The sequence below is a fragment of the Corynebacterium riegelii genome, assembly GCF_001263755.1.
GTDB lineage: Bacteria > Actinomycetota > Actinomycetes > Mycobacteriales > Mycobacteriaceae > Corynebacterium > Corynebacterium riegelii.
The window spans coordinates 1920452-1934132 of sequence record NZ_CP012342.1; the positions used below are offsets into that span (position 1 = coordinate 1920452).

Below are 13681 nucleotides of genomic sequence, written 5' to 3' on the forward strand. Positions count from 1 at the left end.
ACAGGGGGTTAAACTCATGGTCCATGACCAAACTGCGACCTGTGTGCATTCTTGGCAATGGCCTCATCGGCGGCTCCCTGATGCGCGACCTTGCCGCGCACAACCACCCCACCTTTGGATACACGCACTCCAACGCAGGCGCACGCCAAGCAGCCGCAGACGGATTCGACGTGATCGTGGACCTTGAGGCCGTCTTGCGGCGTGCCGAGGATCTGGGCGCCCTCATCGTGATCGCCGTGCCGTTCGACGTGGTCGCTGAAATGCTCGATGCCATCGCCCAGTGGGCGCCCAGCTGCGGCATTACCGACGTTGTGTCTGTAAAAGCGCCGGTCTACGCCCTTGTGCATGAGCGCGGCATGCTTGAGCGCTACGTTGGCGGCCACCCGATGGCGGGGACGGAAGCGTCCGGTTGGGCGGCCTCCCAAACCGGGCTGTTCGCGCGCGCGGCGTGGGTGGTCACGTATGACTACGCCGTGGAGTGCTCGGAGGGATCGGAGCGCTTGCCGCAGGAGTGGGCGGATCTTTTTGCCGATGTGTGCCGCATGGTTGCCCTCGTTGGCGCGGAGGCCGTGCCAGTTTCTGCGGAAGCGCACGACGAGGCCGTGGCGCGTGTGTCCCACCTGCCGCACGTGATGGCAGAAGCCCTGTCCATTGTTGGGGATCACGGCTACACGCTGGCGCAGTCGCTTGCCGCTGGTTCGTTTAAGGGCGCCACGCGCGTGGCCGGCACGCAGCCGTCCTTGGTGCGCAACATGTGTGAAACCAATGCGGAGCCGCTTGTCAAGGTACTTGATGAATACATTGACCTGCTGGTTCGCGCCCGCGAGGGTCTTGCTTCCGAGAACCCGACGATGGAGTGGCTGGCCGAGTCCGGCTACCGCGCGCACGTGCGCATGAACGCGCGCTCGGGTGCGCGCCGCGAGTCCGTCTCGCCAGTGGCCATTTCCTCGCGTCCGGTGATGCGCGTACACCCGGGCGGGCCTGGCTGGGTGAAGCAGCTGAAGCAGATCGAGTCCCTCGGCGGGCGCGTCGAGGTGTTCTAGTCACGTCGGCGGCTGCCCGCCCCCTACCAAACGCAAATATGCAGGGGAAGATATGCAGGTTCCCTGGTCAGAGCGTTTTTTCAATAAGGGGCCCGTTAATGAAAACGGTCCGTGACCTGCAGACCTGCATATCTTCCCCTGCATATTTGTTGAACCCGGAGCAGCCCTTAGGCGACCGGGTGCAGGGGTTTCGGGGGCTTATGCTTCCCGACGCCTACCCATCGCCACATACGCCCCACCAATGAGCATCGCGAGGATACCCAGCGTGATGACCGTGGTCATCGGGGTACCGGTATCCGCCAGATCACCGTCGCGGGTGCTGGTGGTGCTCTTGGAGGTGGACTTCGAGGTCGACTTGGACGTGGACTTCGCGCTGTTCTTCGACGTCGACTTCGCCGCAGTGGTGGAACGGCCCGTGGACACCTTGCCGTTAAGCGTGGTCGAACGCGCCGACGTAGTGGTCTTCGTGGTGGTACCACGGTTAGCCAAACCAGCACCCAACGCAGCCGGACCAGCAAGCGCAGCCACCAGCGGCTCAACCTGCTTGATCACGTCCAAGATCTGCTCCGGCGTGTTCTTGGTCGTGCTAGTGGTGGTCTTCTTGCTCTTCGGGAGCACGAGCTCCGCACCGTCGTCCTTACGGGAGACGTTCTTGCGCACCGTGTCAAAGCCCGACGGAGCCGTACGAACACCGAGCATGACGTGATCGCCGTTGCCGACGTTGCCCGGGATCGTCACCATGACCAGGCCTTCCGAATCGGTCAGGCCATCAACTTCAATTGCTAGACCATGCACGCTGTACACCTCAGCGTTCTGTACCGGATCGCCGTTCTCAGTCCTCACGGTGATACCGATGGTCACAGTCTTGCGCTCAGCGGTCGTTTTAGTAGTCGAAGTAGTGGTCGGCGTGTAGGTGAACGGAAGCGTGACCTCTTCAATATGGCCCGTGGACTTGGACAGGGTCAGCGTCTTCACATGAGAGTCATAGGTGACGTAGAAAAGACGTTGCTCGCCCACCAGAGAACGCGGAATCGACACAACACCACTGCTATTCGTCTTCAGCTGAATGGGATTTCCATCCGTGGTAATGGTCGCGCCTTCAACATTCTTGCCCTTCTCGTCCTGCACGAGCAGTCGAATGTTTTCGCTCTGGGTACCCTCAGCAGGCTTCGGGTTAGCCTCCGGCTGCTTGTCTTCCGGCTTCGGCTCAGCTGCCGGGTCCTTCGGATCAGCAGGGTCCTCCGCAGGCTTGTCCTCGGCTACCGGATCGTCGGCCTTCTTGTCTTCCGGCTTATCGGCCGGCTTCTCTTCCCGCTTGTCCTCGACCGGCTTCTCTTCCTGCTTGTCCTCGACAGCGGTGTCCTCCAGGACGGTCACGCGCATGCGGGTTTCGCCAGCGTCGACAACGTAGGGCTCGTCCTGAATGTAGGCAATGACGTCCTCGCCCGGAATGGTCAGGGACTTCTGGCCGTTCTTGTCCGTCTTGCCGGAAATGTCCGTACCCGCGATCTCAATCTCGGCGTTGCGCACGGCGTAGCCGTCCGGGCTCACCACAGAGAACAACACGTTACGGGTCTCAGCAGGGGTAACCGTGCTGGAGACTGCAACCGGACCGGTCTCAGAGGGAGTCTCGGAGGGGGTTTCGGGGGCGTCGGAGGAGAGCACGTTGGCGTCGTTACGCAAGGGCTCAGCCTCAGCCTGGGTTTCGGACGGGGTCGGCTCTGCGGTCTCACCAACAACCGTCGGGGCAGTTGGGTTAACCTTGTCAACAGCATTAGCCAGATTGCCCGCGGCGTTACCAATGCGCTCTAGGTCACGCACGACCTCAGCAGCGTTGACCTGCGAAGACGGCTTCACCGCATCACGTGCGTACTCGCCCGGCAGCGGATCCGGCTTCACAAACTGCGTCACCGGCTTGTAGCCCGCGCCAACCGGCAGGTACGCCAGCTCACGGAAGTTATCCACCACAGTGTTGCCAAAGTAGGACGCCACCAGGTCAGTGCCGCGCAGCTCGACGCTCTTCGCAGCGTCATCGGCGAACACAAACGTGCCGTCGCCCTTGGTGTAGGCGTAGTTCAGATCCCCAATGCCGTCCAGGCTAAAGCCCGGGCGGATGGTCACCGGATCAACCGTAACCTTGCCGGTCTTGGTATCCAAGGTCCACTTGTACATGCGGTCACGGTCACGAGAGATGGCGTAGAGCTCATGGGTCTTCTCCGGGTCCATGCCGGAAGCCCACGCGCTAGGAATGCCAATGTCACCCACGTTTGACGGCATGGTGATCTTGCCGGACTTCACGGCCAGCGCTCGAGCGTCCGTGATCTTGTCCGACAGCAGCGAATTGGTCAGATCGTCCTTAGACAGATCAATCGTGCGGAACTCCGCGCCCGAGAACAGCACCAACGTACCCGCCGGGGTGATGGACGCAGAGGCAACGTCCTTCGTATTAATACCGCGCAGGTCGAGCGGGCCAAGGTCCGCCAGCTCATGAATATCCGGCTTGATACGCAGCAGGTGGCCGGCCGGCTTGCCGTCCTCACCAGTAGAGATACCGTAAATACGGTCAGCGCCCGGGTTGTAGGCAACAGCCGTGTACGTCCAGCCGCCCGAAGAGTAACGAGCACCCGCAGAACCACTGCCAGGGCGAACACGCTGTGTCACTGCCGCGCCGACCTGGTCAAGATTGCGGCCCAGCATGGAATTCAGCTGGTTCAGACCACGTGCAATGTCATTCGGCTTGATCGCAGCCTGTGACTGCACTGGGGTCAGCGCAAACGTTCCGGCAACGGCAGCTGCCAGCGCAATACCCGCGACACGGGTGTTCCTGGAGTTTTTCATGGGTACCTCTCGTAGATTTTGGGCGCGCTCGAGCACGGCCCAGAAAGCCACGTCTCAATGTACTTGTGTCACAGAGGTATCTCAATACGGCAAACGCAGGTGTTGCCCAAAACACCCAGGAAAAAGAAAAAACCCTGGTCTCCCAGGGTTTTTGGTTGGTGCGCCCGGAGGGATTCGAACCCCCAACCTTCTGATCCGTAGTCAGATGCTCTATCCGTTGAGCTACGGGCGCTTGCAACGTGCTAAAACATTACACCCGTTGCAAGAAAGCACCAAAACCCCAGCTCAAAGGCGAAAGCGGCTACAGCCCCAGCACGGCTTTCGCGATGAGGAAATAAATAATCAGGCCCGTGGCGTCACAGAACGTGGAGATGAACGGGTTGGAAAACACCGCCGGGTCCGCGCCAATGGTCTTGGCCAGGATCGGCATGACGCCGCCCACGGTTGCGGACATGGTGCAGATACTCAGCAGGGTTGCGCCGATGATGATGCCAATGTCACTGCCAAAGACCACCCAGCCCAGCACCAGACCCAGCGTGCCCAGGACCAGGCCCAACATCAGGCCGACGCGGACTTCGCGCCACATGACGGGGAGGATGTCGCGCGTGCGGACGTCGTTAAGAGCCAAAGCCCTTGTAACCGTGGTGGCTGCCTGGTTGCCGGTGTTGCCGCCGGTGCCGGTGAGCAGGGGGATGAAGAGGGAAAGGACGGTGACCTGCGCGATTGTCCCTTCGAAGACGTCGAGCACCTGGACTGTCAGGATCGCGGAGACCGCCAGCACCAGCAGCCACACAATGCGGGAGCGGAACAACTCGCGCACCGGGGTGGACAGGTACGGGCGGCGCAGCGCCTCGGCACCACCTTGGCGGGCGGTGTCCTCACTGTCGGCGTCCTCGATCACATCGTGCGCCTCGTCATAGGTAAATACGCCGACAAGCCGCTTGTCCGCATCAACCACCGGCACCGCAATATTGGTGGTGGCCAGCAGCCAACGCGCCGTATCCTCCGCACTGTCGGTCGCCTCTGCCCACACAGGCTCGCGCATAACCTGGCCGATCGTGTCCGCGTGGGTGACAAACAGATCCTTCAGCTCAGCCACGCCGACCAGCATCAGATCATCATCCACAACAGGCAGCAGGTAGATCGTCTCCAGGTCCGCAGCCTGGGCTTTTAGCTTATCGACGACCACGCCAACCCCCTCCCCCGCCCCCACCGCCAGAACGTCCGGGGACATATGGCGACCAACGGTGCCCTTCTCATAGCCCAGCAGCGCGTTGGTGCTCTCGCGCTCCTCTTCATCCAGGCCGGACATAACCTGGTCCGCGATCTCCGCCGGCAGGTTATCCAGCAGCTGCACGCGGTCCTCCGCGCCAAGCGCAGCGAACAAGCTGGTCACGGACTCATCGGACAGGGCTTCAACCAGGTCGGCCTGGTGCGCCGGGTCGAGCGCGTCGAACACTGCGGTGGCGCGCTGCGGGGGCAACAGGCGCAGGAGCACGGCACCGCGAGGAGACGACTGGCGCTCGATCAGCTCGATGATTTGGCGCAGGGGGACGTCATCTAACGCGGCTTGCATACGCTCAAGCTTGGCCGCATCCAGGTCAGTGCTCAGGTTCTTACCCAGCGCCTTTTCCAGCTCGTAGATCGCCTCATCGGCGTCGACTGCCATACTCACCCTCTCCTTACCCCCGTTAAGCCCCCTGTATTAATACTTTTAACTTTTGCGATACTACCTAGTAGTTTTCTCGTAGCTTTATGCGTTACGTACGTTATCCCAGTCACCGAAGGGTTTACATATGGCTCATCCGATTCGCTCGCGCCGCGTCACAATTGCCGCTGGCGTCCTGTCTGTCGCACTCGTGGCACCCCTGGTGGTTGCCCCCGAGAGCACCACCCCGTTCGTCTCCGTTGCACAGGCGCAGACCGCCGATGCGTTTAATGAGCGCTTCACCACCTCCAACTTCTGGGAAGTGGACGAGGCTGTCGTTGAAGGCCTGGAGCTGGAGCCGGGGACAACGGTTGCACAGACCACCAACACCATCTGGAGCTGGCAGTTCCGCAATGAGGACGGCAAGCTGATCATTGGCCGCCCAAGGTCCGGCTTTGGCGCTGGCGATAAGGACATTCGCGTCAAGGTGACGCCGGCAACCGGCTCGGCGTACACCACCACCTTGAAGCTGACCGTGGTTGATGCAGAGCCGGAGGCGGTTGACAAGGACAAGTTCAACGAAAGCTACACCACCGCCAACTTCTGGGGCGTGCAGGAAGCAGTTGTTGAGGGTCTTGAACTGGATCCGGAGACCAAGGTTTCCCCGACCACCAGCACTGTTTTTAACTGGAACTTCCGTAATGACGACGGCACCTTGACCCTCATCCGCCCCTCGAATCCCGGCTCCTTCAAAGCTGGTGAGCAGGAAATCAACGTTTCCGTTTCTGAACCCAACGGTGTGAAGTACAGGACCACGCTGAAGGTCAACGTGGTTGACCAGGCGCCGGAATCCGTCGAAAAGCCGAAGCTCGAGCAGCGCTACGACACAGCAAACTTCTGGAATGTGAACGAGGCCGCAATTGAGGGCCTTGAGCTGGACCCGGAGACCAAGATCTCCACGACTGCAAACGCCATCTGGAACTGGACTCTGCGCAATGACGGCGGCAAGCTCACCCTCGTCCGTCCGACGTCCAGCGCTTCCTACTCCACCGGGGAGAAGGACATCAACGTTGCTGTTGCTGAGGCCAACGGCTTGAACTACACGGCAACGCTGAAGGTCAACGTGGTTGAGCAAGCGCCGGAGCCAGTTGAGCAGCCGAAGCTTGAGCAGCGCTACCCCACTGCGAACTTCTGGAACGCGAATGAGGCTGTTGTTGAGGACCTTGAGCTGGAGCCAGGCACCACGATTGCGCCGCGCGCGAACACCGCGTTCAACTGGGGCTTCCGTAACGACGACGGCAAGCTCACCCTCATCCGTCCATCCTCCGCCGCAGCGTTTAACACCGGCGACCAGGACATCCCTGTCACGGTGACTGAGGAGAACGGCCTGAATTACCCGGCCACCCTGAAGGTGAAGGTGCTTGATCAGCGCACCGCCAAGGAGTGGGAGGAGCAGCTGCAGAAGACCTACGACATGGACTTTGAAAAGTCTGCTGCTCCGAAGCCGCTGACTGAGATCACGCTTCCGGAGGGCGTCGAGCTGTCCAAGAAGGAGATCATCCACCCATCCGGTTGGGGCGTGAGCGTTGAAAACGGCGTTGTAAACGTGAAGCCCGCCGCAACCTTCATCGAAGGCTTCTTCGAGCTTCCGGTGACGGTAAATGACGGCACCGACACCTTCGAGGCGAAGCTGCGCATCAACGCACGTAACCCGCAGTCTTCCGCCACCGACGTAGCCGGCGGTGTTGCTGGCACGCTTGGCAAACTCCTCGGCGGCCTCCTCGGCGTACCTAACCTGGGCAACCTGCTCGGCGGTCTGCTGGGCGGCGGCGGTTCCGGTGATGGTTCCGGGAACGGCTCTGGCGGCGGCTCTGGCCGTTTGATCAACATCGTGGTCACGAACAACGCCAACAACAACGGCAGCCCCAACGTCAACGTTGTGGTCACGGGTAACGCGAACAACAACGGTTCCAACAATGGCTCCAACAACAGCGTGGTGATTACGGACAACGCCAACCCGCGCGACAACTTCTCCAACAACGGCAACCCGGTAATCACGAATAACGGCAACCCAGTGATCACCGGCAACGCAAATAACAACGGTTCCAATAACGGTTCCAACAACACCGTGACGGACAACGGCAACCCGTCCGTGATCATCACGGACAACGCGAACCCACGCGATAACTTCTCCAACAACGGCTCGAACAACAGCGCCATTGTGACCGGTAACGCCAACCCGGTCATCACCGGCAACGCGAACAACAACGGCTCGAACAACAGCGCCATTGTGACCGGCAACGCGAACCCGACGGTGGACATCCGCGACAACGGTTCCAACAACAGCGCCATTGTGACCGGTAACGCCAACCCGTCTGTGATTGTCACTGGAAACGCCAACCCGCAGATCGGCGGTGGTCTTGGCAGCGCACTCGGCGGCTCCTCCAAGCGTGGCGAGCAGGGCGGCGAAGGCGGCCAGGACGCCGGTAAGGGCGGTTCCAGCAATGTCGGCTCCAGCGGTAACGGCTCCAGCATCGGCGCAGACGTTGAAACCACCGGTGGTCTTTCTGACCCGCGCTGCATCGCTTCCCTGGCCGGCCTGGGTGTTCCGCTGCTGCTGGCTATCCCGGTAGCGCTTGCACAGAGCGTTGGTGCTCCGGGCGCCTCCGGTCTGGCGCCGCAGCTGCAGCGCACGCTTGAAGACGCAGCCCGCAACTTCGGCGTACAACCCAGCGACCTGACCGCAGTCGCTGGTGGCGTCATTGGCGCCATCCTCACCGTCGCGGCAATCGGTGCAGCGACCACCTGCATCCCGAAGGTTCGCAACGTCGGCGTAGAGATTCGCGGCCCACAGAAGCCGGGTCTCTCCACCGCTGCACTGCCGGCAGTAGAGCCGAAGGCTGTCTAGTCTGGCCCTCTCCGCTGTGACGTAGAGCGTTCAAGGCACCGAAAGGCACCGCCCCTCTGTTTTGGGCGGTGCCTTTTGCGTTGATGGGGTTTGTGAGAGGGGCCGAAGTGAGACAATGGCGACATGTCTGATGAGCTTGCCGCGGTCATTGCCTCCCGCCCCCAATGCGAACTACATCTCGCCACAGCTGTCCATCCCATCACCCAGCAGATGCTCGGCGATGGTTACTCGATTCTGGACCCAAGCCGAAAGATTTGGGTCAGCGAGGTTGCTGACGAACTCCGCCGTCGTATTGAGGACAACCCCATCCGTGGGAAGAGTCAAACGCAATGGGAAAAGCTTCGTGAACAATTAACCGGCGCCGCGCCCGAAGTCATCCTCTTGGCCGCCGAGATTGTCATCTTGCGTGAACATCCGATAAACGGATCCCAAGCTGTGACTCGACGTCAGCACCTCGAAGACGTCTTGGCAATCTTGGATCATCCGATTGAGATTCCAAAAGATGTCGTCTCGTGGATGTCTACTACCTCCACTTGTGGTTTCAAGCCCGGGCAAAGCTACTACGGGTCCTTGTGGCGCCAGATCATCTGGGTATCGAATTTCATCAAAGCTTGGGATTCACAAACACCAGAACAAAAAGTTACATCACGGCAAGACCCCTGGACCTTAGAGAGATGCATGCTTGACTCAGGTGAGGACCGATCAGACATCAGGAACGCTTTCCAGTTCCTCATCTTTCCTGAGTACTTTGAGCCAATCTCCAGCCAAGATATGAAGGTGCGCATTCGTGACGCCTTCGCAGGCCGACTGGGCTCCGCTTCATCCGACTCTCCACTCGATGTGGACCAAGACCTTCTTAGGGTTCGGCGTCTACTCAGCCAAGAGATCAGTGAGCCCTTCCACTTCTGGAGCTCAAACGTTCGTCCGCTGTGGGATAGAGATGCCGTCCAAGTTGAACCTGATGTGGAACCTCGGGGCATCCACTACTGGCTGTTCGCTCCTGGACAAGGCGGCGATAACTGGGAAGTGCAATACGCCGACGGTGTCATGGCCATCGGCTGGGAGGAAGTCGGAGACTTGTCTCAATACGGTTCCCGCGAACAGATTCGCCAGGCTCTCCCTACCGACCAGAATGGCCCCAACAACACACTCGCCCTGTGGGAGTTTCAAAACTCGATACAGCCTGGCGATATCGTCTTCGCCAAGCGTGGGCGCAGGGAAATCATTGGAAGAGGGCGGGTAACCTCCGGACCACGACACGAACCAGAGCGAATTGGTTTCCCCAACGTCCGGGACGTTGAGTGGACGGACACTGGTAGTTGGGAACATCCCGGTGATGCCGTTGTAAAAACACTGACTGACATCACTCGCTACACGGACTACGTGAAGGATCTTGAGAACCTATTTGGGGATGATCCATCGGAGAGCATCCCAGCGACTGAATTCGCTTCCTACAGCAAAGAACAATTCCTCAAAGAAGTTTATCTTCCAGAAGAGAAGTACGACCGCCTGCGTTCCTTGCTCATGCGGAAAAAGAATGTCATTCTTGCTGGCCCTCCGGGTGTAGGAAAGACATTCTCTGCGAAGCGACTCGCTTACTCAATCATGGGCGAGATGGATAAAAACCGAATCCGTACGGTTCAGTTTCACCAGAGCTTTAGCTACGAAGATTTCATGATGGGATATCGCCCGACGGAATCGGGTGGTTTCAAACTGGAAAACGGCCCTTTTTATGACTTTTGCCTCGAAGCGCAAAAGGACGAAACCGGACAGCCGTATTTCTTCATCATCGATGAAATCAACCGAGGAAATATCTCAAAGATTTTCGGTGAACTTCTCATGCTGATCGAAGCCGATAAGCGTGGACAAAGTCTCCGACTCCTCTACAGGAATGAAAAGTTCTCAGTACCAGAAAATCTGCACATCATCGGGATGATGAACACTGCAGACCGAAGTATTGCTGTTCTGGACTATGCGCTACGCCGACGCTTCGGATTCTTCGAAATGAGACCAGCATTCGACTCATCCCAGTTCAAAAGGCAAATGGAAGCCCAAGAGAGTGAAGCTTTCGATGCTCTTGTCGCAACGATCCAAGATCTCAACCTTGAGATCGAAAACGACCCGACGTTAGGCCGCGGCGTTGCCATCGGGCACAGCTATCTCACTCTCCCCGAAGGTGCCGCACCTGATGAGGCATGGCTTTCTTCCATTGTTGAGGATGAGCTAATCCCGCTACTCGACGAGTACTGGTTCGATGAACAAAGCCGAGTCGAAGAATGGGGATTCAAGCTCAGGACCGCGATCGATGTCTGAAACCTCTGTCCTGATCGGCAATGTTTACGTCATGATGGCGTATGCATTTAGATCTGTCCATCACCGAGAAGCCGCACTTCGCGGTGAAATCGAGTTCGATCATCTTCATGAGCTCTTAGCTCATCTCATTGGATCCGAAACCAGCCGCCAGGTACGACGAGGCCTTCACAAGCAGTATGTCCTCCACGAAGAAGAGCTCACCACTGTTCGAGGAAAAATCGATGTCAATCGGTCGGTGATGCGTAACGCGACTTCACGGGGACGATTGGTCTGCCTGTTTGATGAGTTCAGCGAGGACACGCAACACAATCGTGCAGTGAAGTCAGCATTGAACACCCTTATCCAACACGGTTCAGTTACTCAGGAACGCAAACGTTTCCTTAAACGCCTAATCAGCCACTTTGCCGGTGTATCGGATGTCCCGTTGCGCATAGTCGACTGGAATTCATTGCCCTACCAGCGCACTAACTCCTCGTACCGAGCATTGATCCAGTACTGCCAGTTCTTGGCGGAGGGTCTATTGCCTTCAGACGAACCGGGCGAATCGCTGTTGACATGGGCAACAGATGACTCGTTGAACGATCTTTTCGAACGCTTCGTCCGTGAGTACTTCGCTGTTCACTATCCTCAGCTCAACAGTCGCGCCTCAAACGTCGTGTGGTCTGTCGATGATGGCCTTGAGTTGCCATCACAGCTACCAGCGATGCGCACCGACGTCACGCTCACTGACCGACAACGAACACTGATCATTGACACGAAGCTCTACAGCAGCCCCCTCCAACTCGGACGCTGGGGAAAAGCTTCACTCCATTCTGGGAACCTGTATCAGCTATTCACCTATGTGAAGAATGCCGACACGATGCAGGATGGTTCAGTAAGTGGCCTGCTCCTCTACGCGAAAACAACTGCGCAGGAGCATCCCGATTTAGACACCCGGATCCAGGGAAACAGAATTCGAGCGACCACGCTCGATCTCACCCTGCCATGGCCTGAAGTCCGCCAAACTCTCGATGCCATAGTAGATCTCTGGTGACTAGTTAGTTGTTGGAATCCGGTGTCACGCCCTGGCAGTCACGCCCTGGCCCCGCGCGATACGACTTGCAGCGACTACTCCCTATTTTTTCAAGAAATTCTTCGACCTCGGTCACAATTACGCACCGGAAAAATGGCCTGTTTTTTGAATCGGTCCACCTGGATCCTCTTACTCGGGTCGGGTGTCAACTAGTTCTTCTGGGTCGTAGTCTTCCACCCATCCGTAGGCATCTTCTGGATCCGGGAAGGGTGGTTCACAAAAATCGGGTTCTTTTGGCAACGGCTCCGGCAACACCGCCTTGATCGGGAAAATCAGGCCGTATTCTTCCTCCAAGGCTGCGATCTGGGCGTCGGCCTGTTCGAGGTTGTGGTGGTTATCAAAATCATCCAGTATTTTGTGGCCTTTGGCGTAAAACTGCGCCACTCGGCTGCGACGAGCACATACTTGCTCAAGGTTTGACTTCCACCGTGGTGCCGCGGCGTGCGTGTTGTGTGCGATCAGACTGTCTGGGGCGCAGGTTTCATACGTGCCGTTGGCAAAAAGCCACAAGATTTCACCCGTATCCGGATCCGGGACGTAGAAACCACGCTTATCGGTTTTCAAGTTGTGGTGCTTTTGACACAACGGGTACAGGTTTCCTGGTGTGGTTTTGCCACCCTGGCCAAACGGGATCCGGTGATCCAACTGACACCTCAGTGACGGGACGTTGCATCCTGGGAACACACAGTGCGTGTGGCGTGCGCAGACGACTCGGCGCATTGCTTCTGTTGGTGTGTAGCTATCCGTGTGGGCTTGAAGTTCTGCCTCCATATCCACTTCGGTGACCTTCGCTGTGGCTAGCAGGTCATCCAGTGCCGCGGTGGCTTCCGGAGTCAGTGCCCCAACCCCTGGCACGAAGGCCGGCCCGCCAATCTCACGACCCTTCGGCACAAACACGTGCAGCGTCGTTTTTGTTGGGGTGATCTCCCCGGAAAGTAGTTTCACCATCGCATCTGCCATGGAGGTTTTGTGTTCACGTGCAGTCGCTAACACGTGCTCGCATACGACCTGTGCCGTCAACGGGTTGGTCGCCAACGTGACCAGTGTTTTGACTGTGCCGGACTGTGCAGACACCTCAAAGGTCACCGCATCATCAGCCGCATGTGCCTGCGCCACTCGCTGTTGGCGTCGCTTCGGCTGATAAGCACAGGTTGGGTCGATCCGTTTAATCATCTCCCGGATACGACGAGTAATCGTCGTGGTTTGTGGAGTGTGTTGCCCAGGCCGTGTTGGGGTAAACGTAGTAGTCAACATCTCGTCGAACTCGGCATACGCTTCCTCGGTAATCTCTGGGCCAAGCTCGGCAAGCACGGTATCGATGGCGCGTAAATGCTGCAGATCCATCACACGCGTCTTGGCCTGCAATGCTCGCAGCTTCGGTAAGTGTTGCAGGCGTGCATGGGAGAAGATCGCTTGCTCAACCGAGCCTTTAGTCCAGCCGGTTGCTTCCCTCATGGCCACTACTTCCAGGTCGACGTCATCAACACTTGCCCCAGGTATGGCGAAGTGACCGAAGGCATTCCAGTAAATATCACGAATACCTTGACTAAACATGCTCAGTGGATCTTCTGGTCGCTGTGTGCGGAAGTATGGTTCGCCCACGGTCTACCCCCAGTGTTGTGTTCCCTGTTTTCCCGTTGTTTTGTACCCCTAATTATACCCGCCTACCTGTTCTATGCGCAAGTGGTAAACCTGCATTTATTGCACTATTTCCGCATGCACATTCACCACACATGCTGGCGGTTGCATTCAGTATAGACTGCCACCCCTACACGCCCTGTCCGTCGATAAGAAAATGCCAAACAACCGTTCGAACCACACCGCCAAGCGGTACCTGACTGAGGCCAACTGGAGTCAAC

The 13681-nt window shown here is 58.2% G+C and carries 7 protein-coding genes and 1 tRNA gene; 4 read left to right on the forward strand and 4 right to left on the reverse strand.

The window, feature by feature from the left end:
- Window positions 1-23 precede the first annotated feature (23 nt).
- Window positions 24-1043, forward strand: a complete 1020-nt coding sequence (locus tag AK829_RS09315; protein ID WP_052205599.1) for a prephenate dehydrogenase — start codon at window positions 24-26, stop codon at window positions 1041-1043.
- Window positions 1044-1241: 198 nt separating this feature from the next.
- On the opposite strand, the gene AK829_RS09320 is transcribed toward AK829_RS09315, so the two are convergent.
- From AK829_RS09320 to mgtE, 3 genes are all read right to left on the reverse strand, one after another.
- Window positions 1242-3881 (reverse strand): prolipoprotein diacylglyceryl transferase, encoded by a 2640-nt coding sequence (locus AK829_RS09320; protein ID WP_052205600.1) that lies wholly within the window; start codon window positions 3879-3881, stop codon window positions 1242-1244.
- 156 nt (window positions 3882-4037) lie between these two features.
- Window positions 4038-4113 (reverse strand) — tRNA-Arg (locus tag AK829_RS09325).
- A 69-nt stretch (window positions 4114-4182) separates the two neighbouring features.
- Window positions 4183-5550: a magnesium transporter gene (gene mgtE, locus AK829_RS09330; protein WP_052205601.1), complete on the reverse strand. Its 1368-nt coding sequence runs from the start codon at window positions 5548-5550 to the stop codon at window positions 4183-4185.
- Between the two features lie 127 nt (window positions 5551-5677).
- On the opposite strand from mgtE, the gene AK829_RS09335 reads away from it, so the two are divergent.
- The 3 genes from AK829_RS09335 to AK829_RS09345 all read left to right on the forward strand — a co-directional run bounded on the left by AK829_RS09335 (window position 5678) and on the right by AK829_RS09345 (window position 11783).
- On the forward strand, window positions 5678-8437 hold the full coding sequence (locus AK829_RS09335) for a hypothetical protein (RefSeq protein WP_052205602.1): 2760 nt from the start codon (window positions 5678-5680) through the stop codon (window positions 8435-8437).
- A 123-nt stretch (window positions 8438-8560) separates the two neighbouring features.
- Window positions 8561-10750, forward strand: a complete 2190-nt coding sequence (locus tag AK829_RS09340) for an AAA family ATPase (protein ID WP_083439818.1) — start codon at window positions 8561-8563, stop codon at window positions 10748-10750.
- On the forward strand, window positions 10743-11783 hold the full coding sequence (locus AK829_RS09345) for a 5-methylcytosine restriction system specificity protein McrC (RefSeq protein ID WP_052205603.1): 1041 nt from the start codon (window positions 10743-10745) through the stop codon (window positions 11781-11783). The genes AK829_RS09340 and AK829_RS09345 overlap by 8 nt, the downstream gene beginning before the upstream one ends.
- A gap of 168 nt (window positions 11784-11951) precedes the next feature.
- Here the strand turns inward: AK829_RS09345 and AK829_RS09350 are convergent, their stop codons facing one another.
- The gene (locus tag AK829_RS09350; RefSeq protein ID WP_157045341.1) at window positions 11952-13424 is read right to left on the reverse strand and encodes an HNH endonuclease signature motif containing protein; all 1473 of its coding nucleotides are present in this window, start codon (window positions 13422-13424) and stop codon (window positions 11952-11954) included.
- Window positions 13425-13681 lie beyond the last annotated feature (257 nt).